The 23,701-nt window shown below is 60.1% G+C and carries 25 protein-coding genes; 12 read left to right on the top strand and 13 right to left on the bottom strand.

What is annotated here, in order from left to right:
- Positions 1-79: 79 nt before the first annotated feature.
- From NLX68_RS04055 to NLX68_RS04065, 3 genes are all read right to left on the bottom strand, one after another.
- Complete coding sequence (locus NLX68_RS04055; RefSeq protein ID WP_010222377.1) at positions 80-553, bottom strand: copper chaperone PCu(A)C; 474 nt, start codon at positions 551-553, stop codon at positions 80-82.
- Positions 553-1,164 (bottom strand): SCO family protein, encoded by a 612-nt coding sequence (locus NLX68_RS04060; protein WP_036996237.1) that lies wholly within the window; start codon positions 1,162-1,164, stop codon positions 553-555. The genes NLX68_RS04055 and NLX68_RS04060 overlap by 1 nt, the downstream gene beginning before the upstream one ends.
- Positions 1,165-1,363: 199 nt before the next feature.
- On the bottom strand, positions 1,364-1,819 hold the full coding sequence (locus tag NLX68_RS04065; RefSeq protein WP_254282795.1) for a GNAT family N-acetyltransferase: 456 nt from the start codon (positions 1,817-1,819) through the stop codon (positions 1,364-1,366).
- 105 nt (positions 1,820-1,924) lie between these two features.
- Here NLX68_RS04065 and NLX68_RS04070 point away from each other — a divergent pair, with 105 nt between their 5' ends.
- From NLX68_RS04070 to NLX68_RS04085, 4 genes are all read left to right on the top strand, one after another.
- The gene (locus NLX68_RS04070; protein WP_254282797.1) at positions 1,925-3,868 is read left to right on the top strand and encodes an autotransporter domain-containing protein; all 1,944 of its coding nucleotides are present in this window, start codon (positions 1,925-1,927) and stop codon (positions 3,866-3,868) included.
- A gap of 195 nt (positions 3,869-4,063) precedes the next feature.
- The gene (locus tag NLX68_RS04075; protein WP_254282799.1) at positions 4,064-5,044 is read left to right on the top strand and encodes an aliphatic sulfonate ABC transporter substrate-binding protein; all 981 of its coding nucleotides are present in this window, start codon (positions 4,064-4,066) and stop codon (positions 5,042-5,044) included.
- 9 nt (positions 5,045-5,053) lie between these two features.
- Positions 5,054-6,415, top strand: coding sequence for an LLM class flavin-dependent oxidoreductase (locus NLX68_RS04080; protein ID WP_254282801.1), 1,362 nt, complete (start codon positions 5,054-5,056; stop codon positions 6,413-6,415).
- A gap of 48 nt (positions 6,416-6,463) precedes the next feature.
- Positions 6,464-7,078: an START domain-containing protein gene (locus NLX68_RS04085; protein ID WP_010222383.1), complete on the top strand. Its 615-nt coding sequence runs from the start codon at positions 6,464-6,466 to the stop codon at positions 7,076-7,078.
- A gap of 137 nt (positions 7,079-7,215) precedes the next feature.
- On the opposite strand, the gene NLX68_RS04090 is transcribed toward NLX68_RS04085, so the two are convergent.
- Positions 7,216-8,634 (bottom strand): amino acid permease, encoded by a 1,419-nt coding sequence (locus NLX68_RS04090; protein WP_026001269.1) that lies wholly within the window; start codon positions 8,632-8,634, stop codon positions 7,216-7,218.
- A 446-nt stretch (positions 8,635-9,080) separates the two neighbouring features.
- On the opposite strand from NLX68_RS04090, the gene NLX68_RS04095 reads away from it, so the two are divergent.
- The gene (locus tag NLX68_RS04095; protein WP_254282803.1) at positions 9,081-10,502 is read left to right on the top strand and encodes a PLP-dependent aminotransferase family protein; all 1,422 of its coding nucleotides are present in this window, start codon (positions 9,081-9,083) and stop codon (positions 10,500-10,502) included.
- A 233-nt stretch (positions 10,503-10,735) separates the two neighbouring features.
- On the opposite strand, the gene NLX68_RS04100 is transcribed toward NLX68_RS04095, so the two are convergent.
- Positions 10,736-11,068, bottom strand: coding sequence for a hypothetical protein (locus tag NLX68_RS04100; RefSeq protein ID WP_254282805.1), 333 nt, complete (start codon positions 11,066-11,068; stop codon positions 10,736-10,738).
- Between the two features lie 490 nt (positions 11,069-11,558).
- Between NLX68_RS04100 and NLX68_RS04105 the strand changes: the two genes are divergently transcribed.
- The 3 genes from NLX68_RS04105 (at position 11,559) to NLX68_RS04115 (ending at position 14,476) form a co-directional block, all read left to right on the top strand.
- On the top strand, positions 11,559-12,248 hold the full coding sequence (locus NLX68_RS04105; RefSeq protein ID WP_254282807.1) for a class I SAM-dependent methyltransferase: 690 nt from the start codon (positions 11,559-11,561) through the stop codon (positions 12,246-12,248).
- Positions 12,200-12,865 carry a LysE family translocator gene (locus NLX68_RS04110; RefSeq protein ID WP_254282809.1) on the top strand — a complete coding sequence of 222 codons (666 nt, stop codon included), beginning with the start codon at positions 12,200-12,202 and terminating at the stop codon, positions 12,863-12,865. The genes NLX68_RS04105 and NLX68_RS04110 overlap by 49 nt, the downstream gene beginning before the upstream one ends.
- Before the next feature lie 273 nt (positions 12,866-13,138).
- Positions 13,139-14,476 carry a ferric reductase-like transmembrane domain-containing protein gene (locus tag NLX68_RS04115; RefSeq protein WP_254282811.1) on the top strand — a complete coding sequence of 446 codons (1,338 nt, stop codon included), beginning with the start codon at positions 13,139-13,141 and terminating at the stop codon, positions 14,474-14,476.
- 24 nt (positions 14,477-14,500) lie between these two features.
- Here the strand turns inward: NLX68_RS04115 and NLX68_RS04120 are convergent, their stop codons facing one another.
- The 6 genes from NLX68_RS04120 to NLX68_RS04145 all read right to left on the bottom strand — a co-directional run bounded on the left by NLX68_RS04120 (position 14,501) and on the right by NLX68_RS04145 (position 19,072).
- Entirely contained in the window at positions 14,501-15,373 is an 873-nt protein-coding gene (locus NLX68_RS04120) for a hypothetical protein (protein WP_254282813.1), read from the bottom strand.
- A 28-nt stretch (positions 15,374-15,401) separates the two neighbouring features.
- A complete protein-coding gene (locus NLX68_RS04125; protein WP_254282815.1) occupies positions 15,402-15,839 on the bottom strand; it encodes a hypothetical protein in 438 nt (145 codons plus the stop codon).
- Positions 15,840-15,882: 43 nt separating this feature from the next.
- Positions 15,883-16,293 carry a hypothetical protein gene (locus NLX68_RS04130; RefSeq protein WP_254282817.1) on the bottom strand — a complete coding sequence of 137 codons (411 nt, stop codon included), beginning with the start codon at positions 16,291-16,293 and terminating at the stop codon, positions 15,883-15,885.
- Position 16,294: 1 nt separating this feature from the next.
- Positions 16,295-16,714 carry a hypothetical protein gene (locus NLX68_RS04135; protein ID WP_254282819.1) on the bottom strand — a complete coding sequence of 140 codons (420 nt, stop codon included), beginning with the start codon at positions 16,712-16,714 and terminating at the stop codon, positions 16,295-16,297.
- On the bottom strand, positions 16,711-17,619 hold the full coding sequence (locus NLX68_RS04140) for an NAD synthetase (protein ID WP_254282821.1): 909 nt from the start codon (positions 17,617-17,619) through the stop codon (positions 16,711-16,713). The genes NLX68_RS04135 and NLX68_RS04140 overlap by 4 nt, the downstream gene beginning before the upstream one ends.
- Positions 17,620-17,806: 187 nt before the next feature.
- Positions 17,807-19,072 (bottom strand): phosphatidylserine/phosphatidylglycerophosphate/cardiolipin synthase family protein, encoded by a 1,266-nt coding sequence (locus tag NLX68_RS04145; protein WP_254282823.1) that lies wholly within the window; start codon positions 19,070-19,072, stop codon positions 17,807-17,809.
- Positions 19,073-19,184: 112 nt separating this feature from the next.
- On the opposite strand from NLX68_RS04145, the gene NLX68_RS04150 reads away from it, so the two are divergent.
- On the top strand, positions 19,185-20,525 hold the full coding sequence (locus tag NLX68_RS04150; RefSeq protein WP_254282825.1) for a hypothetical protein: 1,341 nt from the start codon (positions 19,185-19,187) through the stop codon (positions 20,523-20,525).
- A gap of 219 nt (positions 20,526-20,744) precedes the next feature.
- Positions 20,745-21,485 carry a hypothetical protein gene (locus tag NLX68_RS04155; RefSeq protein WP_254282827.1) on the top strand — a complete coding sequence of 247 codons (741 nt, stop codon included), beginning with the start codon at positions 20,745-20,747 and terminating at the stop codon, positions 21,483-21,485.
- A gap of 66 nt (positions 21,486-21,551) precedes the next feature.
- On the opposite strand, the gene NLX68_RS04160 is transcribed toward NLX68_RS04155, so the two are convergent.
- Both NLX68_RS04160 and NLX68_RS04165 read right to left on the bottom strand, forming a co-directional pair.
- Positions 21,552-21,833: a DUF3077 domain-containing protein gene (locus tag NLX68_RS04160; protein ID WP_233673790.1), complete on the bottom strand. Its 282-nt coding sequence runs from the start codon at positions 21,831-21,833 to the stop codon at positions 21,552-21,554.
- An 81-nt stretch (positions 21,834-21,914) separates the two neighbouring features.
- On the bottom strand, positions 21,915-22,142 hold the full coding sequence (locus NLX68_RS04165; RefSeq protein WP_254282829.1) for a hypothetical protein: 228 nt from the start codon (positions 22,140-22,142) through the stop codon (positions 21,915-21,917).
- Positions 22,143-22,291: 149 nt separating this feature from the next.
- Between NLX68_RS04165 and NLX68_RS04170 the strand changes: the two genes are divergently transcribed.
- On the top strand, positions 22,292-22,576 hold the full coding sequence (locus NLX68_RS04170; RefSeq protein WP_254282831.1) for a hypothetical protein: 285 nt from the start codon (positions 22,292-22,294) through the stop codon (positions 22,574-22,576).
- Positions 22,577-22,602: 26 nt separating this feature from the next.
- Positions 22,603-23,565: a bifunctional GNAT family N-acetyltransferase/nucleoside diphosphate kinase regulator gene (locus NLX68_RS04175; RefSeq protein ID WP_080764711.1), complete on the top strand. Its 963-nt coding sequence runs from the start codon at positions 22,603-22,605 to the stop codon at positions 23,563-23,565.
- The last annotated feature ends 136 nt before the right edge of the window (positions 23,566-23,701 follow it).

Raw genomic sequence — 23,701 nt, forward strand, 5'->3', positions numbered from 1 at the left:
TATTTTGACGCCACGCACAAAAAAGCCAGGCTGCCGTCCTTGACTGCAGCCTGGCTTGTTGTCGATCGCGTGGCGGCGATCAATGCATGTGCTGGTGGCCCGACATGGCTTCAGCATTCAGCGCCCGCACCGGCGCCTTGACTTCAATGGTCTGCTTGACGCCCTTGGCATCCTCGACCACCAGGGTCAGCGGCACCTGCTCGCCTTCCTTGAGCTGCTGGTTCAGTTGCATGAGCATCACGTGATAACCGTTGGGGTCCAGGGTCACCGCCTTGCCGGCCGGCAGCGCGACGCTGTCGACCTCGCCCATCTTCATCACGTCGTTGTCCATGGTCATCTGGTGCACCTGCACGATCTTGGCCACCGGCGAGGCCACGCTGATCAGCTTGCTGTCGGTGCTGGCGGTGAGGGTCATGAAGGCACCGCTGGACTGCTGGTGCGCCACGGTGGCGCGTGCCCAGGCGTCGCTGACGGTGGTTTGCGCCACGGCCGGCAAGGCCAGGCCAATCAGGGCCAGCGCGGCCAGGGTACGTTTGACAGGGTTACGAAGCATTAGCACACCTCCATGACAGTGAGCAGGTCTTCTGCGCACTCTTTTGCATTGAGCGAATGGGACAGCCCCAGGCGCAACTGGCCGCGGGAATCGAAGACGTAGCTGGTCGAGGTGTGCGAGATGGTATAGGTATCGCCGGCTGGCACCTTCTCATAGAACACACCGAACTCCCGGGCTGCCGCCGCGGTTTCTTCGAGGGTACCGGACAGCGCCACGAACGACGGATCGAAGGCCTTGACGTAGGCGTCGAGCACTTCGGGGGTATCGCGCTCGGGGTCGAGGCTGATGAACACCACCTGCAAGAAGCCTGCGTCGCGGCCCATCAGCTTCTTGATCTGCGCTGCGCGCGCCAGGGTGGTCGGGCACACCGCCGGGCACTGGGTGAACCCGAAGAACACCATCGGCATCGAACCCCAGAAACTCGACAGGGTACGGACGTTGCCTTGGGTATCCTTGAGCTTGAACGAACGGCCGAGGATCTTGTTGCTCATGTCCTTGCCGTATTTGAAGTCCAGCGCGCCACCGGAACGGGGGTCGCAACCTGCAAGGGCGCCGAGGCCCAGCAGGCTGATCCCGGCAACAACCTGGCGCCGGGTCAGTAAATCAGTCATGTAACCATCCTTTTGGGAAGGTGCCAGCCCCTGGATAGAGGGCATGTCGAGAAACCTTCGCATTTTGTCATGGCGGTGGACGCAGGTTCCAGCGCGCAGCGCCCCGTACGTCTGTATCCCAGTATTTACGGGGTGCGGCCTGTTGTCGCAGGCAGTGGCAGGAACACTCGGCAACGCCTACCAGGTGACGATCGCCGCGTTACTGGCGACCCTGGACACTGACAAACTCGAACTGGATGTATCGCACCCCTTCGGGCGTTTCAATGGTTTGCGCCTGTGCCCCCGCCGGCAGAACCTTTGGCCAGAAGCGCAGGCCGGCGAGGTTATCCGCCAATACCGATAGCTCCCATCGGCCGCTGTGCAACGCGAACAAAGCCTGCGCGGCGGCATGGCCAACCCCCGCCAAGCGATAGTCACTGGCGACATAGAACTCGGCCAGTTCGTACACCGTGAGCTCTTGCTGCTGGCGAACCAGGGCGAACCCTGCGATGTCGTCCTCAACCAGCAGCAGGTAGGCAAAACGCCCTGGCTCCTGCCAGTAGAGCGGTAAATAAGGGTACTCCCCTTCGACACCGAGTTCGCGTAAATACCCCGGAAGCATCGCCTCAAAGTGGGCTTTTTCATTCTCAAGTGCGGGCTTTATCTGAACTTTCATGCGGCTAATTTCCTACATCAGTCACAAAACGGTACACATCCTGCTTACTGCGAGGCGGCGCATCCTATGATGCGCCTATCGTAACGACACATAAGGAAAAGTGCCGTGTTCAAACCGTTAGCAGTCGCTGTAAGCCTGGGTTGCGCAATGTTGTCATCAGGCGCCAGCGCCTATGAGTATGGGGAGTTTGCCGGGCAGACCCTGGACCGTCTGATCAACGACTACCCCGGGCGTTACCGTGGTACCGCCAGTTTCGAAGGTGCTACCGCACTGATGCAATCGCAACTGGGCTTTGGCTACCAGACCCGCCGCCAGGACTTCACCTGGGCCGGCAACCGCAGCTCGCAGAACGTCATCGCTTCGGCCGCGGGCCAGAACAGCACCTACGTGGTGCTCGGCGCCCACTACGACACCTATTTCGGCCGCCCCACCCTGCAAGGCCTGGACGACAATGCCTCGGGCGCCGCGGTGCTCACCGAAATCGCCCGCAACCTCGGCGGCGTGGCCCTGGAGAACGGCCTGGAAGTGGTCGGTTTTGGTGCCGAGGAAGAAGGCCTGCGCGGTTCGCGTGCTTATGTCGCATCATTGAGCGACAGCCAGCGCGCCAACCTGCTGGGCATGATCAACCTCGACAGCCTGATCACCGGCGACAAGATGTACGCCCACGCCGCCAGCAACAGCGTCGCCAACCCGGCCCTGGGTGCCTACCGCGACCAGTTGCTGCGCATCGCCCAGGAGATGAACATCCCGCTGTTCACCAACCCTGGCCTCAACCCCGAGTACCCGGCCGGCACCGGCTGCTGCAGCGACGGCGAAAGCTTCAAGGGCCTCAACGTACCGGTGCTGTTCATCGAGGCGACCAACTGGGAGCTGGGTGAGCTGGACGGCTACGAGCAGACCGACAACCCGGCGATCCCCGGCGGCTCGACCTGGCACGACCCGGCCGAGGACAACCAGCAGGTGCTGACCCATGCTTTCGGCCAGGAGCGCATCGACCAGCGTCTGCGCGACTTCTCGCGGCTGCTGACCCGCCTGGTGCTGGAACTGACCAACGCCGACCTGCTCGCCTCCACGGCGTCCGGCGGGGCCATGGCGCGGCAGATGGAAGACCAGTTGCAACGCCAGCACCAGGCCCTGACCCGCCTGCATGACCGCCGATGGCTGAGCCTGCTGGATGCGTCACGGGCGGTCGGCAGTGTTGACGGTGAAGTGGGTGTGGAAGGCGAAGTCTCGCCCGACAGCGGTTTTGATGCGCCGGGCAACCCGGAGTCGAAACGGGTGGGGGTCTATGGCGTCGCTGACTACCGCCTCAACGAAGCCCTGAGCGTCGGTGCCAGCCTGAGCTTTCAGCGTAGCCGCGATTCGCTCGAGCATGGCGGACGCATCGAAGGCGATGCCTGGCAAGCCGGGCTGTTCGCCCTGCTCAACGACGGCGGCCCGCAATGGCTGGCCGGCGAGCTGAGCGCCGGGCACACCCGCTTCGATAGCAAGCGTTCGGTGTACATCCAGGCCAACAATGGCCCAGTGTTGCTCGACCAGCGCCTGAGCGGCGACACCTCGGCGTGGTTCTGGGGCGCACGGGTGGACGGCGGCTATGACTTCAGCTTCGGCGCCTTGAAAACCGGCCCGGTCGCCGGCCTGGACTACATGCATTACCGCATCGACGACTTCAGCGAAGACGACAACCTGCGCACCGCCCTGGGCTACGAGCAGCAGAACTACGACGCCCTCGAAGCCAGCCTCGGCTGGCGCCTGCATGGCAGCGTCGGCCTGGGCGCGAACATGGCCCTGCAACCCTACGCCAGCGTGCGCTGGGTGCGCGAGCTGGCCGATGGCCGCCTGGATGAAATCGACCTGACCAGCCATGCCGACGGCCGCGTGCGGGTGGCCGACATGGGCAGCGTCGACAAGGACTTTGGCCGTGCGCAATTGGGTGCGCAGTTGATGTTCACCGAGCAGTTGGGCGTGTTTGCCGAAGTGAACAGCCGCTTTGCCCATAGCGAGGGTAATCAGGCCGGCTACTCGCTGGGCGTGCAATGGCAGTTTTAACCCTGTAGGAGCGGGCTTGCCCCGCGATTGCGGTGTGACTGACAGACCACTATCGCGGGGCAAGCCCGCTCCCACAACAAAAGGATATAAAAATAACAAAACAATCTAACAATTTGGAATAAACAAATTGAAGGGCCTGCGCGGGCTCCTTATATTTTCGGGCATGCCTTGCCCTTGAATCCCAGGAGTCCGCCCATGTCGCACACGCCCCATTCCCCTTTGCGCCGCCTGCTCACCGGCGGCCTGTTTGCCACCTTTGCCGCGCTGCTACTGCCCGGCTCGCTGGCCCATGCCGAACCGAGCAAGACCCTGCGCATCGGCTACCAGAAGTTCAACAGCATCAACATCCTCAAAGGCAGCGGCGCCCTGGAAAAAGCCCTGGCACCGCAAGGAGTGAACGTCAGCTGGTACGAATTTGCCGCCGGCCCACAACTGCTCGAAGCCTTGAGCACCGGCGCCATCGACCTTGGCCACGCCGCCGACGCACCCTCGGTGTTCGCCCAGGCCGCCGGCAAACCGGTGGTCTACCTGGCCGCCGAACAGCCCTACCCCAAAGGCATCGGCCTGGTGGTGCGCGAGCAGGACAAGATCGCCAGCGTCGCCGCCCTCAAGGGCCAGCGCGTGGCCACCGGCCGCGGCTGGAACGCCCAGTACCTGCTGGCCGTGGCCCTGCAGGACGCAGGCCTGAGCTACAAGGACATCACCCCGGCCTACGTCAACAACGCCGCCGACGCCGTGGCCGCACTGCAGTCGGGTAGCGTCCAGGCCGTGACCCTGTGGGACCCCTTCCTCGCCGCCGCGGAAAAACAACCGGGCCTGAAGAACCTGCGTGACGGCAGCGGGCTGTCCAACAACCGCACCTTCTACCTGTCGTCGGCGGCCTTTGCCGACAACAACCGCGCGCTGCTGAAAACCTTCTTCAGCGAACTGGCCAAGGTCAGCACCTGGGCCAACCAGCAGCCCGACGAAGTCGCCGCCCTGCTGGCGCCGCAACTGGGTATCGGCGCCGACGTGCTGCAGGTGGCCAGCGAGCGGCGCAACTACAACGCCGTGGCCATCGACGCGCAGATCACCGCCGAGCAGCAGAAGCTTGCCGACACCTTCCAGGGCCTGGGCCTGATCCCCAAGCCGCTGAAGGTGGCCGACGCGGTCTACCCGGTGTCGGTCCTGCCCTGAGTACAGCCCATGTCCAAGACCATCCGCTTCAACGCCTTCAGCATGAACGCCGCCACCCACCAGTCCCCCGGGCTGTGGCGCCATCCGCGCAACACCAGCGTCGATTTCAATCGCCTGGACTACTGGACCGACCTTGCCCGCCTGCTCGAACGCGGGCTGTTCGATGCGCTGTTCATCGCCGATGTGCTGGGCATCTATGACGTGTACCAGGGCAGCGCCGACGGTGCCCTGCGCGGCGGCGTGCAGGTGCCGGTCAACGACCCGCTGCTGATCGTCCCGGCCATGGCCGGGGTCACCGAGCACCTGGGTTTTGGCGTGACCTTTTCACTGACCTACGAGCACCCCTATCCCTTCGCCCGGCGCATGTCCACGCTCGATCACCTGAGCGCCGGCCGGGTGGGCTGGAACATCGTCACCGGCTACCTCGACAGCGCCGCGCGCAACCTCGGCCTGGCCCGGCAACTGGGCCACGACGAGCGCTATGAGCTGGCCGAAGAATACCTGCAGGTGCTGTACAAGCTCTGGGAAAAAAGCTGGGACGACGATGCGCTGGTGCAGGATCGCGCCAGCGGCCAGTTCCTCGACCCGGCCCGGGTGCACCCGATCAACCACCAGGGCGAGCACTTCCAGGTGCCCGGCATTCACCTCAGCCAGCCCTCGCCGCAGCGCACGCCGGTACTGTTCCAGGCCGGCGCTTCGCCACGGGGCCTGCGCTTTGCCGCCGATCATGCCGAATGCGTGTTCATCAGCGCCCCCACGCAAACGGCGCTGAGCGGCTACGTCGAGGCGATTCGCAAGGCCAGCCGTGAAGCCGGGCGGCCTGAGCAGGAGGTGCTGATCTACGCCCAGGCCCTGTTGATTGTTGGCGAAGATCGCCAGGCTGCCGAAGCCAAACTGCAGGAGTACCGCCAGTACGTGGACGTCGAGGCGGCGCTGACCCTGCTGTCGGGCTGGACCGGCATCGACTTCGCAGGCGTCGACCCCGATTCGTTGATCGAGTACATCGACAACGACGCCGGCCGCACCGCCCTGGCGGTGTTCACCAAGGCCGACCCGAAGCGGCGCTGGACCGTGCGCGAAGCCGCCGAGTTCGTCAGCCTCGGCGGCCGTGGCCCGGTCTTGCTCGGCTCGCCCGCGCACATTGCCGACCAGTTGGAAGACTGGCTCGACAGCACCGGTATCGACGGTTTCAACCTCACCTATGCAGTGGTACCGGACGACCTGCAAGCGGTGGTCGAGCAGGTGGTGCCCGAGCTGCAGCGCCGTGGCCGCTACCGCACCGCGTATGAGGACGGCACCTTGCGCCACAAGCTGTTTGGCCGCGGTGACCGCTTGGCGCCCGAGCACAAGGGCCGGCTCGTCCAGATTTGATGCCAGGCACTATGCTCTGAACAGTCGCCCAGCCGCTGGAGCCTGTTCATGAGCCGTCGCCTTGTTCTGTGCCTGCTGCTGACCCTCAGCACCTGGGCCGGTGCCGCTGAACGCTGGCATCTGGCCCAGGACGAAGACGGTATCAAGGTCTACCTCAGCGAGGTGCCAGGTTCGCAATACCAGCAGTTTCGCGGCGTTGCCCTGATCAAAGCCAGCGTGCGCACCCTGAGCGATTTGCAGGAAAACCTGCGGGTCGCCTGCAAATGGCTGTATGGCTGCGCCGACATGCGCCTGCTCAAGGTCGAGGGCGACCGCACCTGGGTCTACCTGACCACCGCCCTGCCCTGGCCGGCCAGCACCCGCGACATGGTGATCCTGGTGCACAGCGAGCGCCGCGACGACGGTAGCCTGGTGCGTCACCTCAAGGCGGTGCCCGGCATGGTCAAGCATGTGCCGGGGCAGATCCGCGTGCGCCAGCTCAAGGGGCTCTGGACCCTGGTGCCCAAAGGCGAACACCTCACCGAAGTGACCTATGAACTGCAGGCCGATCCGGCCGGGGACATCCCCTCGTGGCTGGCCAACCAGTTCGTCCTCGATGCACCGACCATCTCCTTGCGCACCTTGCGCGCAGTGGCCGAGCGCCAGGGCGGCGCAACGCCCTGAGCAGGCCTGCAGGCGGCGCACCTGGCCCTGCGCGGACAGGACCGGGGAGATTTTGCGGGTTGTTTGCGGGCCTCATCGCGGGTCAAGCCCGCTCCCACAGGTTTTGTGGGAGCGGGCTTGACCCGCGATCAGATGCTTCAGGACAGGGCTTTTTTCGCCGCCCGCACGTGCAACACCGCGCCCATCAAGGCCACGACAATCGCCGCCGCACCGGTGGAGAACACCAGCACCTGGTAGTCCGGCACAAAGGCCATGGTCACCAGGCAGCCGATGATGAACACGATCACCAGGTAGGTCAGCCACGGGAACAGCCACATTTTCAGGCGGATCGGCTTGCCTTCGGCTTCCAGCTTGCGGCGCATCTTCAGTTGCGAGAAGGCGATCACCAGGTACACCAGCAAGGCGATCATGCCGGTGGTGTTCATCAGCACATCGAGCACGTCTTTCGGGCGCAGGGTTTCGCTGAAGTTGATCAGCGCCACGAACACCGCCACCGAGCAGGAACCGATGATCGAGAACACCGGCACGCCGGTACCGGCACGGGTGATCTTGAAGAACGACGGCGCATCGCCACGGGTCGACAGCGAGAACAGCATGCGCGACGCGGTGTAGTGCGCGGAGATCAGGCAGCTGCTCACCGAGGTCAGGACCACGAAGTTCATCACCAATTCGGCACCCGGGATGCCCAGCAGCTCCAGGGTCCGGCGGTACGAGCCATAGCCCGAGGTGCCCATCAGCGGGTCATTCCATGGCACCAGGGCGACGATCAGGAAGATCGAGCCGACGTAGAACAGGCACACCCGCCAGACCACCGAGTTGGTCGCCTTGACGATCTGCTCGGACGGGTTCTTCGACTCGGCGGCGGCGATGGTGACGATTTCCGCGCCGAGGAAGGCGAACATCACCCCGAGCATGGCGACGACCACCGTCTCTATGCCATTGGGCATGAAGCCTTGCGCGGTGAGGTTGCTCAGGCCATGGACCTCGCCTGTGGGCCAGAGGTTGACCACCGCCAACCCGCACACCACAAGGAAACAGATAATCGCCACGACCTTTATCAAGGCGAACCAGAACTCGAACTCGCCGTAGTGCTTGACGTTGAAGAAGTTGACGCTGATCAGCACCAGGGTGGTGGCCAGGACGAAGACGTTGACGCTGACCGAGGGGAACCAGCCGTGCAGGATCTTGCCGGCGACGTAGGCTTCCCAGGCCATCAAAATGACCCAGAACCACCAGTACAACCAGCCGATGGTGAAGCCCGCCCAGCGGCCAATGGCGCGCTCGGCATAGGTGGAGAACGAGCCGGTGTCGGGCGACGAGGTCGCCATTTCACCGAGCATGCGCATGATCAGCACCACCAGGATGCCGCCGGCCAAGTAAGCCAAAATGGCCGCGGGGCCGGCGCTGTGAATCACACTGCCGGAGCCGACGAACAATGCGCCGCCGATGACCCCGGCGATCGACATCATGGTCAGGTGGCGAGACTTGAGCGAAGCGCTGAGCTTGCTCTCGTGCTCCACCTTCGCAGTGGAAGTGGAAGTGGATGTTGCGTCCATCAGTAGCTACCTCGTGTTCTTTTTATGCAAGGAAACTCGTGGGACCGCCTGCTACAGCGGTCTCACCCATTCAAACGTGTGAAAGTGCGGGCAGCCGACATCGCCCGGCCCAGGTGGCCGGGTCGGCGGCGGTGCTCACGGGGCCAGCGGAGTGCCTCTGGTCGGATTGAACGGTGCAATGGCGCGATGGCGGATCAGTGCCATCTGTGCGCAAGGAGCGGTTGGGCGGCGCCCAAGGGTGAAAGCATCAGTGTCATTGTGATTATTCATACTGCTTCAACGTGCTTTAGCTAGCGATAACAGACCCCTAATGTAAAAATGTCCGACACATAGAGCCATGCACAGCGCGATGAAAAATCCACTGCACTGTACAGGCCGCCGATGCAGTACACCGCGATTTCCTGCAGGCGCCCGGCGTTACGCACACCTGAAGGCACAGCTTCCCCATGCTTGAATTACGAGCCGACGCATCGCCCCCGCTGGTCAACCAGATCATCAACGGGCTGCGAGAGTTGATCGAGAACCAGACCCTCAAACCCGGCGCCAAGGTGCCGTCGATCCGCGCCTTCGCCGCCACCTACTCGGTCAGCACCTTCACCGTGGTCGAGGCCTACGACCGCCTGGTCGCCCAGGGTTTGCTGGTCAGCCGTGGCAATGCCGGGTTCTTCGTCAACCGTGCGGTCGTGGAGCTGATCGAAAACCAGACCCAGGAACCGGCGCCAGGCAAGCCGGAATTCAACTCCGAGTGGTACCTGCAGCAGATCTTCGAAAGCCGTCAGCTTGAGTTCAAGCCCGGTTGCGGCTGGCTGCCCAACGACTGGATGTTCGAAGACGGCCTGCGCCGGGGTATGCGCCAGGTCGCCAGCAGCGTGCTGGAACTGAGCGGTTACGGCGACCCCATGGGCCTGCTGGAACTGCGCACCCTGACCGCGCAGAACCTGCAACAGGACCTGCGCATCGTCGCCAACCCCAACCAGCTGATGCTCACCCACGGCGCCAGCCAGGCCCTGGACCTGGCCGTGCGCACCCTGGTGCGCCCCGGTGACGTGGTGCTGGTGGACGACCCCGGCTACCCCAACCTGATGAGCATCCTGCGCTTTCAGGGCGCCACCTTGCTGGGCGTGCCGCGTACCCCGAATGGCTACGATCTCGACCACCTGGAGCGCCTGCTTGAACACCACCGCCCGACGGTGTTCTTCACCCAGCCGCACCTGCACAGCCCGACCGCCTCGCGCACGCCGCTGGCGCAACTGCACCGCCTGCTGCAACTGGCGGCGCGCCACGGCTTTCGCCTGGTGGAGAACAACCTCTACGCCGACATGATCAACGAGCCGCTGCCGTGCCTGACCAGCCTCGATCATTTGCAGCAGGTGGTGTACGTCGGCAGCTACTCGAAGAGCATCTCGCCGAACGTGCGGGTCGGCTTCATGCTGGCCAACCCGGCATTGATGCAGCAACTGCTGCAACTGAAAATGCGCTCCGGCCTGACCACCTCGCAGGTGATGGAACGGGTGGTGTACGCCGCCATCACCGATGGGCGCTGGCGCAAGCACCTCAAGCGCCTGCGCCAGCGCCTGGCCGAGGCGCAGCAGCAGGTCAGCGAACACCTCACCCGGCTGGGTTTCGAGCGTTTTATCGAAGGCGACGAAGGCATGTACCTGTGGACCCGCCACCCGGCCATCGCCGACAGCGCGGCGCTGGTCGATGACGCCCTGGCGCAAGGCATCATGCTCGGCCCTGGGCAGTTGTTCATGGTCGACTCACAGGCGACCGGGTGGATGCGCTTCAACGTCGCGTTCAGTACCGAGGCGGCGTTGTGGGAGAAGCTGGAGAAGTTGCTGGTCAAGCATGGGCGGCGGGGGCAATAGCGCCTGCGACCGCTTTGCGCTCGATCGCTGGCAAGTCCAGCTCCCACCAGTACGCCGGCACTCTCACGGTTGACGCATGACCTGTGGGAGCTGGGCCAGTACAGCCAGCACATTTGGCGTTGCCTGAATCCCGCTCCCACAATTTTCAAGATTGGCATACGAACTGTGGGAGCGGGCTTGACCCGCGATGAGGCCGGTACAACCAGCTAAAATCCCGGCCTATTCAACCACCCTCACCGCCGCCGATAACTCTTCTTGCCACTGGGCGTCAGGCAATAAACCCCACCCCGCGGCCCGGTACAAAACGACCCAGAGCCACAACCACAGCCCTCGCTCGCCCCGCGCAGCGGCTGCAGCGCAGGCCGCGCAGCACTGCCACCCATATAAGCCGTGCAACTGCGTTTCGAACCACTGATCGACCCGTCATTACACAAAAACAGGTCGCCATCACAGCCGGCAATCCCACCCTTGCGCCCGGAGCAAGGCGTATTGGCCGCCAACGCCGTGGACGCCGCCAACACCAGTACCAGGGCCAACCCTACCCGCCCGGAAAAATAACGCGCCACAGTACTCCCTCCCTAGAATATGGCCGAATGCTATCAGCCTTGCCTTAGCACAGCAAAACAGGCTCGCCCCTGGTGAATATCAACCCAGTGGCGATCCGCGGAGGAAACTCCGAACACGTTGCTCAGCAAACGGCAGTGAGCGGTTTCCTGACACAGGCCAACTCGCTTTCGGGCTTCTCCAGATACAGGGTCACGGCAATTACCTTGCAAAACGCCGCGTTGCACTTATTCTGTGAATTCAGGTAAATTTATTTCCGTTTTCTCTATCGCCCCTAATGGCCTAACCCTTGTTTCTGTCAAGCGCTAAAAATGGAGGTATTTACCAGGGTAAGCCGGCGATATATCCCCGATGTTGCTCAATACAAGTGAAGGAACACTTATGTACATTGAGTCAGATGGTGCAGGGTACGAGTTTGCAAAGTCACGTTCCGATAATTATAGAGCGGCCGTTGGGTCGATAGGACGTGTGTGGGATGAGGATCTGGATGCCATGTATGCGTATCTCGATCCGGAACCTGGTGACAAAATTCTGGAGGTTGGAGCAGGCTCTGGATTCTTTAGCTTTCCCATCTCGCGTGTGATTGGGGAGCAAGGGCTGTTGTATGTAACAGACCCCTCCATTGAGCAACTTCAATCTGTGCTGGAACAACAATCGGCCAACATGATCATCCTGGCGCAGGGCGCGGAAGAGATTGCTCTGGGGGAAGGTGCGCCCGCCATCGACAAGATCTGGTCACGGGGTGCGTTTCATCACGTGCGTGACAAGACCGAAACATTCTCTCGCTGGAGGCGTTTGGTTCACGGAAACTCAAGGATGGCCATTTTCGACATCTTCAGCCATAACCGCACGGCCAGATTCTTCGATGGGTTCGTCGCGAGGTCTTGCGTGACGGGCCATGAAGTCTCTTACCTAAGCAAAGACTTCGCGACCAGCCTGTGTGCAAATACCGGCTGGCGTGAACCCGAGTTTCATGACATCGACTTGAGGTGGAGCTTTGAAAGCGAACAGCACCTGGGGCGTTTTCTCGGGCTGTTGTTGGCCAATAAAGCTTCCTTCTCCGAGGCAGACTCGGTCGCTGCGGCCAAGCACTATCTTGGCGTGCGTGATACCGATGACGGCTTGAGCCTGGATTGGCCGATGACGATGATGACCAGCTCTGCGCTGCCAGGTTACGAATGATGCTTGCGTCAACACTTCTGACCTACTTCCTGACCTGTGCGGTGGCGGCAGCCACCCCAGGCCCCGGGACAATCAGCGTGATTACCTACAGCGCCTTCCTCGGGTGGCGTAGAACCCTTCCGGTCATCCTCGGTATTCAGGTTGGCATGCTGGCCATGGCGGGATTGGCACTTTCCGGTGTTGCCGCTGTGTTGATTTCGTCTCCGCTGTTGTTCGTTACCCTGCAACTGGTGGGCGCCTTGTACATTGCTTATCTGGGCGTTTCCTCCATCCGCTATGCCCGGCAAGGTGTTGAAATCATTGCCCAGCATGACGACAGTGGTAACTGGCGAAATTTTAGGCACGGAGCGGTTGTAACCTTTGCCAGCCCGAAAACGCTGCTGTTCTTCACGTCGTTCTTCCCGGTGTTCATCGACCCGACAAAAAGTGCACTCTCGCAAATGCTGTTGCTGTTGGCGCTACTGCTGCTGATCACCTTGTTGGTTCATCTCGTTTATGCGTATTTCATGAAGTACCTGAAGGACATATTGGTACGTTACAGTTATACGTTTAACGTGGCGGTCGGCGTGACGTTCATTTCCCTGGCGGTATATATGGGCGTGCAGTCGTTGAAATGACGCTCCCTCGGAAGTGGGTCGAGCATTGCCAATGATCGCTTTTTGGCGGTGTCGGGGTCATGCAGCACAGGTCAGATGGCCTGTGCTGACTTGATCGGCGCATCCCTAAAGGCGTAATGAGTAACATTCACAGCAAAGTCCAGTGAAATATTCAACTTTATTCGCTAACCAATTGATCCACATCAATATTTAACTAGTTAGCCAGTTAGGGGGTGCCCGCAGGTGCCCACTTAATGCCGAGAATGTCTCCACCCTTTACGGCGGAGAGTAGAGTTGAAACGCATCAAGATAGTGTTGTGGTCGTTGTTCATCGGGTTAACCCTGCTATGGGCACTGGCAGATACCTTTCTGCCAACCCCACTGACCTATTTCTCACTACGTTCGGTGCTGGTGCAATACACCGGCATCATCGCCATCGCTGCCATGAGCGTGGCGATGATGCTGGCCGCGCGCCCGCGCCGCCCGGAACCGCTGCTAGGCGGGCTCGACAAGATGTACCGGCTGCACAAATGGCTCGGCATCAGCGCCCTGGTGTTCGGTAGCGTGCACTGGGTCTGGGCCAAGGGCACCAAGTGGGCCGTCGGCTGGGGCTGGCTGACCAAGCCGGCCAAGGGCGGCGGTGTGGCGCCAGAATTGGGCGCAATCGAGCAGGCGCTACGCAGCCAGCGCGGCCTGGCCGAAACCCTTGGGGAATGGACGTTCTACGTCATCGGGGTGCTGATCATTCTGGCCCTGATCAAGCGTTTCCCGTACCACTGGTTTGCCAAGACCCACACTGTTCTGGCGGCACTCTATCTGGTGCTGGTGTTCCACACCGTGGTGCTGCTCAAGTTCGACTACTGGCTGCAACCCATCGGTATCGTCACCGCCCTGCTGCTGATCGGCGGCACGCTGGCGGCGTTGCAGGCGTTGTTCAAGCGCATCGGCAAGCAGCGCAAGGTCCAGGGCCAAATCCAGACCCTGATCCGCTACCCAGAGGCGAACCTGCTGGAAACCCATATCGCCCTGCAAGCGGGCTGGCCCGGGCACCAGGCCGGACAGTTCGCCTTCGTGACCTCATCGGAGTCCGAGGGGCCGCACCCTTACACCATCGCCTCGGCCTGGGAGCCGCAGGCCGCGCAGCTGCGCTTTATCACCAAAGGCCTGGGCGATCACACCCGCCGACTGCCAACGCGCCTGAAAGAAGGCGACCGAGTGACGATAGAAGGCCCTTACGGTTGCTTCACCTTCGAAGACCAAAAGCCGCGGCAGATCTGGATCGGTGCCGGCATTGGCATCACGCCCTTTGTGGCCCGGTTAAAGCAGCTGGCGCTGGAGCCTGACCGGCAACACCGTATTGACCTGTTCCATCCCTGCAGCGTGTATTCGCCCGACGTCATCGATAACTTGCGGGCCGACGTGGCGGCTGCGGGTGTGCGCTTGCACCTATTGGTGTCTGGCCAGGATGGCCGGCTGAGCGGCGAACGCCTGCGCAAGGAAATTGCCGATTGGCAGGAAGCGAGTATTTGGTACTGCGGGCCTGTGGACCTGGGTCAGTCCCTGTGTGAAGACCTGGTGGCCCATGGGCTGAAGCCGAAAGATTTCCATCAGGAGCTGTTCCAGATGCGCTAGGCCACCAATCGCACACCGCCCTGATCACCTGCCAGCCTTACGCAACCGCAACCGACGAACCACCGCAAAGCGCTTACAAAACTGCCGATGGTGATGACTGTTCAGCAAAACCAGCGCCACCAACGGCAGCGCAATTGACGAAGCTGTAAACAACGGATGGATTCCGGCTGCAACACTTGCGATGGCCATGAGCAGACTCGTCACCGCAACCGCGACGAGACACCACACTCCCCAGGCAAAACCGTTGGCGATCAGGCCAGCGCCAACACTAGACACTGCCGCCCCGAGCAAAATCCCAATAACTACATACTCCATATTCGCGAGATGCTGGACAAAATAGGCGTATTCCACCTGCACCGATGCCAACACGACGGAGGCCATGGTCAAGAAAAAGGCAGCGAATGAGCGGCCCGCATAGCGCTTGATGAACGCCGCCATCCCCGGATACCGCAGCACATCCACAGGCTCACCCGGCAAGCGCTTGGCTCGGGGAGCTTTGCTGATCTCGACGAACCTTGCATATATCCGCCGATAACCCTGACTGTTGAGCACCAGCAGGCCAGCCAGGGGACAGAAAAGCGCCAGGTAATAAATCACGCCAGGTGGGCGCTGGGTATACAACCCCAAAGTGACCAGCAAGCAACACACCAGCAACGCCGCCAGCCACCAAATCAACCGAGTGCTCCCCCACACCAGCAAGAGGTGCAGCATGGTCGGGATAACCACACCGTTTTTCACGTTGCGCAGGATGTCGGATGAACTCATGGCGCTCAGTGAGTGTGTCCCGTTAATCACCAGCATCAGGCTCATGAGGGAGGCAACTGCCAGCAACCAGCTCAAGGTCAGGAGCGGGAAATTGCGGCGTAGACAGGCGTTGATTTGTTCTTGGTGATTCATCCGTGAACCTTTGTTGGTGGTGATCTTTTTATCGTTTGCCAGACACGGGCTTGAAGCGCTTGCGACGGATCTCCGACAGGATCTTGCTCATCTCCCGGTAGCGTCGGCTGTTATACGCCAGCAACGCCAACAAGGGAGCGATTACCGAAACCACTGCCAGGAGTGCATCGTGAGAAAAGGGATAGGTCACCACGCCGGCAATCAGACAAATGAGCAACAGCCCAACTACCGCCCGGTTTCCGGCTGAATAGCCACGGATTACGACGAATTGGCCGATGCCGAGGGTGAATGAACCCAGCATGATAAAAGCGACGATGTATCCCGGCTCGGCGGGGTTGCCTGCGAAGATGGTCTCACCTGCGTGAATGGATGCGCAGGTGAGGGATATAACTGCGAGGAAAAATCCGGTCCACAGCGTGAGGTAGTAGCGACGTATAAAAGCCGGCAATTGCGTTAGATCTAGCACTGGCTCGCTCTCCTTGCCGGACTTGCTAAGTGGCCCCGTCCCTTCATCGGTTTTCCCTCTGCCGCAACCTCATCAACCGCCGTCGCATCTCGCGGTGTCGTTCACTGTTGAACAAAAGCAGAGCCAGCAAGGGTGCTAACATCGCCAATGTAAAAAGTGGCATGGGCGTGCGTGGGCCATATGTGGAAAGGGTTAGCAGCATGCACGCGCCAAGCACCATGACGACAAGCCACATGCCAGAACGCCGCCCTCGAAGCTGAAGCATGTTGCCCACGCTCAGCAGCAAAGAGCAGACCACGATTGAAGAAATGATGTACTCGGGTAGGTCGGGATGGGTCTTGAAATGAAGCAGGCTCGCGAGTGCTATCGCCAGTGAGAAGGAAAAACAGCTCAGCATCAATGCTGCGGCGTACACGGGGAAGTAGCGCTGTGAAAACCGCGGAAGAATGCTCATCTCAGCGGACTCTCCACTTTTTACGCTGCTTACGTATCACCACCAGACGTTTGCACATCATCCGGTAGCGGCGGCTGTTGATCGTGAGCAGGGCAGACAAGGAGGTGGCCAACGACACTGCGAAAAACATCCGGTGGGTGGAGGGTCCGTATGTCGAGAGCGTTGCCAGCAGGCTAATTACAACAAATGTGACGCTGATCCAGACCGTGCTGGTAAAGCCGCGTAGCAACATGTAATGGCCCACGCACAACACGAATGTAGCCGCCAGTAATACAAGAAATAACCGTTCGATGTCATACACATAAACGCCAATGACGTGCACCACCGCAAATGTCATGGAAAAACCTATAAGAAAAAACCCGGTGACGAAACGGGGAAAATATCGTTTCATCCGTTCAACGACTGCAGGGACGAGGTTCATTCCTCTACTTCCTCATAAAGACCGAATGCAATTGTCTGGACGGAAGAACTGCTGCCAACTCCCAGTACCACTCCTAACGCGTCCTTAATCAACGTGATTGTTGAATGTTGGATTTCCGCGGGAGTAAATTGTTTGGGGAGCGTGCCCAATCGCTGCTGCAGTTTAATTTGCTTCGCTGTCAAAGAGGGATGTTTTATCGAGAGTAATTCTGCAGTCAGTCTCTTGCGTTGTTGGCGACTCAACCCCCTGAATAAGTCAAACCAACCTCTCCCTGTAGCCGCCTTACGAATCTGCAAAAACTTAACGATGTTCATCGAGGCGGTAGCTGCGCCCATTAACGAAACGGTTTCAAGCAGCGACTCAACAACACGCATGGCAACCAGATCATCCAAGAAATCATTCCATTCCGGATTAACAACCTCAATAGCGGTTCTGCCACCCGCAACAAAACATAATCCGGCACCAGCCCAAAGGGCAGTTATGCTCACAGCCCCGATAGCCATACCAACCGGCCCTCCGAAAGCCACTGCAATGGAACCGCTGTATAGCACCCGCCAACTGATGTATGTACTCACGCAGGTTGCAGCAGTACCCAATAGCCTCTCGAAAACTCTAGGCTCTCGTGGATCGCTGCTGAGCTGCTCCAGATACTGTGCAGGAGCCAAATACCTTTTTACCTCCCGCAACACCACCCGCTTAGTCAACACACTACAAATCGGCCGAAACTCCCGCAATGTCACCACGTTGTAGTCCGCATCGATGTACACCACCCCTGCCCCGACAATCCCGGGGTCGGCATCAATCGCTGCAAACAACCTCGGCACATTGACCAGGCTTTCAATCCGCTGGCGCGCAAAGTACTGCGACGGGCTCGCGCCAAGCCCGCTCATCCTTGAGTCGTTCATGGGGTCTCCTGAAACGTGAAAGCGCCCGCAAACCCGAAGGCTGCAGGCGCTTGAGCGGCCTAGTTTTAGCAGCTAAAAATCAACGTTTCAGAAGCGTATTTTTGCCGGGTATGTCGTCCTACACATTCAAAACAAGAATAAAAACAACGCCTTGTAGGAGGAAACCATTGAGGCTCTTGTAGACGTATTACCCAGCCGTTGTTTCCACCGGGTCAATTACCCGTAACGCAACGTTTGAGCTCAGCTCGACCAGGCAGAGCAGGTGCGAAGTTCCATCACCACCGAAGAACTTGTCCGCTCGATCACCGGTCAGTTTTTCCTGGAACTTGAACGGTGTAGTGATAATCCGCTTGATATCCTCCTTGAAGCTCTCAGTATTGGCGTTGATCCATTCGGCTGCCTTGCGTCGCTCGGCAATCGGCGCTTTGGGCGTGCCTGTGCTCCTGAGCAAGACGGCAGGATCGATATCAAGGTCTTCGGTGTTGTAGCGCATGAACACATGGCACAGCTCCTTACCCTGGTGGTCAGCAACCGCCACACGCAAGTTGTACCCGCCCCTCCTCGCCTTGCACGCCTGCTCGGTTGCATCAACGCCAACCTCCCAGTGCACCTGGCCTCTGATTTCGCCTCTTTCCATATCGATCTGGTTTTCGATGAACGAGTACACCGTTCTGTTCACCCTGACCCAGCCGAGCTTCCCGGCACCGGATATACACAAATAGCGGTGCTGAGGTTCGAGCTCGTGGGGGGCCTTGCCGATGGACCAGCTCAACAGCTCTTCGCCTTTCAACGAATGTTGAAGCTTGGCGTTTTTTTCATCGTAGCGAGAAACGATGGTGCACTTTCTGGGATTGGACTGCGGCCGCTTGGCCAGTTCCGAGCGAACCTCGGCATCGATTGCCCGCTCGCCGCGTTGCGCACTCGCGCGCGATTTTTCGGTAGCAATCAAGTCGCGATCCAGTTCTTCGGCCTGCTTGCGCAGCGCATCGTATTTGCCAACCAGCGCCTGCGCAGCATTGTTAACCGACTCCAGAAAGCCCGGTGTCAACAAGGTTGCCTTACGCTCCATCTTCGCCACCAGCGCCTCAACGCCCTTGCTGACCCCGCGAACGCGAACGTTGGTTTCAAAATTCGCACTCGCACCCCGCTCGGTAAAGTTCTGGCTGCCCAAGGTCACAAAGCGGTCCTTGGCAACAACCATCTTCGCGTGAAGATTGGGCAGGTAGTAAACCGGGATCTTTTTCTTCAGAAGGGCTTTGATGGCACTATAACTGGAGGCGCCAGACGCAAGCACCTGCACATTGACCAGCGTATAAACCTTGGCGCTTTTACCCAGTTGGGCAATCTCCAGCGCTGCCGAACCGGTCAGGTACGGCGAGAAAATCTTCAGATCTACCTTGTCGTTTTGCAGCTGCGTTTTTATCAGCGGCACGATATTGCTAGTGAACTTCAATCGTCGGCTTCCTTGTACGAACCTCTGCCGATAATACTACATTGCCACTACTGGACGATTAGCCCAAAATCCCGCCCCCAGCAAACCCAAGCTGCCCTACAAGGAAACCGCCATGGCCCAGCCCCTGCTCGATGCCTTCATTGCATGGATGAGCGCCAACCTGGACAACGCCACCTTCACTCATCAGTACCAGAACCGCATGAGTGACAAGCCCTGGCACTGCAGCAGCCTGTTCAATGCGTATGAAAAGTACCACTGGCCGCACCCGGCAATAGAGCACCTGGACGTCGACAAGGGCAGCAACATCACCAGCAACACCCGCGCACTGACGGCGCTCCAGCAGCAACTGCAACGCGCCCTCGCGCCCGCGCCCGAAGACCAGGCCGCCAGCCGCGCAGCCATCGATGTGATGATCTGGGGTGGCGTACAGAACGGTAACGTCAGCTGGCTGACCAACAACTGTGACGGCCTGGCCAACCTACTGATCAGCACCCGCGACGCGATCGACAGCGGTGAATTGAACCACTCGGTACTGGTTGACCCCGAGCTGCGCTTCAATGCCGGCATGACCAAGGTCTACTCGCTGATCTGCAAGCAATTGGTGATCTACGACAGCCGCGTTGCAGCCGCGCTGGGTTGGGCAGTGGTGAAGTTCTGCCAGCAGGCGAACCCCAAACTTACCCAGGTGCCGCCTGAGCTGGCCTTCCCCTGGGCTGCGGCCAGGCCGACCAAGGGCATATCCAAACAGCGCGATCCGTCCCAAGGCAACTTGCGGTTCCCATCGTTGCAGCCCGGTACGGTGCATGCGCAGTGGAACATTCAGGCCAGCCGGATACTGGCCGCCGTACTCGCCCACGCCAATGCCAAGGACAGCGGCTTCAACAAGCACGACGATTCGGGTAGCAGCCCGTTGCGGCGTTTGGAAGCGGCATTGTTCATGATTGGCTATGACCTGGGCGGCGGCGCTGCGACCGCTATGGAGACAGAGGTCAGCCAAAGCGCGATGCCCGCGCCAACAGCGGGATGGGTCGAATGCTGGACGCCCAGCCATCGCAAGCCTTTTCACTACCGCGTGACCGGTCAGGGCTTCGAGACCCACGGCAAGAGCATCACCCGCTACCCGCTGCAAGTGGTCAACAATACCCTCAACTACCTGTGGCGCCAGTTTGGGCGCGCAAAGTTCCCCCTGGCCAACAGTGCCGACGGTGTGCCGGCCGGCACCAGCGAAGAAGGCATCGGTACCGCTTATTACCAGGCCATCAACCGGCAACAGCGGGTTCCGGAGTCGAGCCGCCTGGCGGCCATCCTTGAGGACCTCGGGGTGATTCAGCTAGTCAGCCGTGGGAAAAAGCACTGGGTGTTGAACCTGGCGTTGCTGAACGCTACCGACAAAGGCACCCTGGATATCGAGCCGCTGTTGCTGCGCCTGCTTGAAGACGAGGCACAGGACTAACCTCTCGCAGGCCTTTGTGGGAGCGGGCTTGCCCCGCGATGGAGGTTAGAACCAAAGCACATTGCCATCCCCCACTGATTCACTCACACTCGCCTTCGCTCGCTGCTCAAGGATGATCGCGACGCATGGAAGCCAACCCGACGCGGCACCCGGTGCCCATGCCTGCACACCCTCGACCGGGCTTACCCACCTGTCGACTACCGCACCTAAGGTTCAAGAATGGAAGCTGCCCTCCCACCCAAGAAGATCTCTGGCCTGATTACCCGCATCATGGGTGGCATCAGCGCCTTGCTGGCCACCATGTGGGGCCTGATCACCTATGTGTTCCCCGACCCGACCGTGTTCGGCCTGAGCTTTTTGAACTGGAAGAACCTCATCCTGTTCATGAGCGCCTTCGTGTTCTTGTTCGTGATTTTGCTCGGCTGGTACGCCAACCGCCTGCCGCAGATGCTCAAAGGCGCGATGCTGGTGATCCTGGCTGCAGGCCTGGCAGTCATCTTCTTCGCCCTGGGCGGGGAATACGCCAAGCCCAGCTTCGACTTCGCCCGAGATCAACAGAAGTTCATCGAAAACGGCGGTGCCAACCTGCTGGGCAAACGTCTGGAAGTGATCGATGGCGTGCGCATCGAACTGCTGGGCTGTGAAAAAATCGGCCGTCAGCCCAACTGCGCCTTCGAGCTGACCAACACCCGGCTGGACAGCGAGTTCCGCTTCGAATCGCAAACCACCCTGTTCGAAGAAAGCGGCGGCGCCCTGAGCATCGACAAGATGCAGGTCGGCTCATCCAAATTCACCTACCGCGACGCCTTCCCCCTGGTACGTGGCGTACCCACCCGCGTGACCCTGGCCTTCGAACAAGGCCGCGGCGACCTGCAGCAGGCGCCGGCGCTCAAACTCAAAGTGCGCGTAGGCCGTGGTGAAGAAAGCGTGGTGAAATTCAACGAAGTCGACATCAAGTAAGCAACAACGCCCCACGCCGGCCTTCGCCTGCGTGGGGCGCTTTCCTACCGTCCAGCTCAAAACGCCTTACCCGCGCACGCCATGCGCCACATCCTCCACCAGCGCCTTGGCCATGCCGCTGAGGTAATGCGCCGCCCAGACCAACGCCGCGTCATGCTCGATCCCGGCTTGCAAGGTCAGCCGATGCACGCAGCCCATCAGCACGGCCGATTGCTCCAACGCGAACGCCGCACTGTGGCCGGGCTCGACGCGGAACAGCCTTTGTGTGGAATGCCCGCTTTCGCCTTCGCCGAAGGCGGCGATGCCGGCTGTCTCAAAGGTGCTGGCTGCATTCAAATCCTCATCCATTGATAGGTCTCCCTGCTGAAATCGCTAGCCCGCATTGCTGAGCGGTTTCGTCAGCAACGCGGGCGTCTGCTTATTGGCAACTCAGTGGCGTGACTGAACCTTGCTCAAGGCCACTTCGACCAGAACACGGGCGTGTTCGATTTCATGCATGGTCGCCAAGGTGAGGACCTGGCCAGGAGGTTTGGGGTGGAGCAGGACGGATTGTCGGGCGATGGTCAGGGCGCGGACCAGGTATTCGGAGGTCCGGACCAGGAGGTCTTCGAGGGATTGGTTGGGGTTGAGGGGTGGGTCGGGGACGATTTTTAGCATCAGGTATTGCTCCGTTTAGATGGAGCTGCCACACCCAAGCTGTCAAACAAAGAGGTGGCAGCTATACGCGGGTTGACAGACCGGTAAACGAAGAAACCCGGCGCACACGAAGGTGCCCCACGCACAGCCGCCATTACGCAGGTGCACAGATGGTTTCATTTGTTGCGGTCTGTCAAAACCGGTCGTTGAATTGGCAACGACTGGCGGAGACTAGAGCGCTGAAGGAACCGCTGCAATGGCTTAAAGGCGGTGGGAGTATGATTGGGAAATGGACTACAGGGAATCAGGAAATTCTGAAGATTTTGATGCTACGGATTGTAAATCCGCCGGTACTGGGGCTGGGGCGGATGTTCATCGGCAAGGTCATCGAAAAGAACGGCAAGAGCCTGCCAGAGTGCGCAGGCTGTTCGCCATTTACTAGCGTTTTGCCATAAAATGGCCGGTTGCCGAAAGAACCGTCATGGCCATAGCCATGAAGGGCTTTCATTCTTTACAAATAACTGTGGTGAAGATGAACAAGCCTTTCATTTCGCTGTGCCCGGAAATTACTCGGGCACACGCACTGACGCTCATGGATTGGTTGGAAGATGAGCGCGTTACCTGCTACTTGAGCGATTCGCGTCATGTCTCCCGCTCCATCGAGCAAGTCATCGATCGGACTCAATTGCCAATCCTGACCCATCTATTCAACCGGGGCGGTCGATTCTTCATGGCCTACGACCGGCATGACGCCCCGGTGGGCTTTGTCCGCCTGATCAAGACCGGCTCCAATTGCGAGATCGTCCTGGTTATTGGAGACAGCGACAAATGGGGCCGAAACCTTGGCGCGCGCACGATCCGTGAAGGTATGAAACTGGCCTTCCTCGACATGCGCGCCGAGAAACTCATCGCCAAGATCCACCCGGATAACACCCGCTCGCTGAAAGCCTTTGTGCGCAGCGGTTTTCTGCTTGAAAGCGAAACGCCGACATTGAAGTCATTTTCCATGACGGCGGCGCGCTATCTACAGTTCTTGCGCGAAGGTGCCGTGGCCGACTCCACTGAGATCTACATCACCGAAATCGACAAGGCCAGGCTCGAGAGCCTGATCGCGCTCGAGCAAGGCCCGGCGGTTGTTGAACTCGAACATGAGCTTGAGCGCGCCATTGTCGTCACTCCGCAGCAGGTGGCGCGCAATGTCGTCACGATGAACTCCAGGGCCTTGCTGCAGCTGGACGACGAAGAGATCGAAGTAGCCCTGGTCTACCCTGAAGACGCGGACAGCAGCGCCGGAAAGTACTCCGTGTGCTCCGACATCGGCGCCGCCATCCTGGGCTATCAGGAGGGGGACGCCATCGACTGGCGAGTTTCTGACCGCACCCGCCGGATCGGGATCAGGAAAGTGCTGTACCAGCCGGAGGCCGCGGGCGATTTCCACCTGTAATTGCGCCTTTAGCTAAGTGCTCCATCAGGCACGAAGATCCCCAACTATTTCCGTGCCTGATGCAGACATGGTGGACAAGGTCAGGACTTGGCCAGAGGACCTCCTTCCTGCGCTCAATTTGATAACAGCAAGTAGG

The organism is Pseudomonas sp. SBB6 (genome assembly GCF_024213215.1).
Lineage (GTDB): Bacteria > Pseudomonadota > Gammaproteobacteria > Pseudomonadales > Pseudomonadaceae > Aquipseudomonas > Aquipseudomonas donghuensis.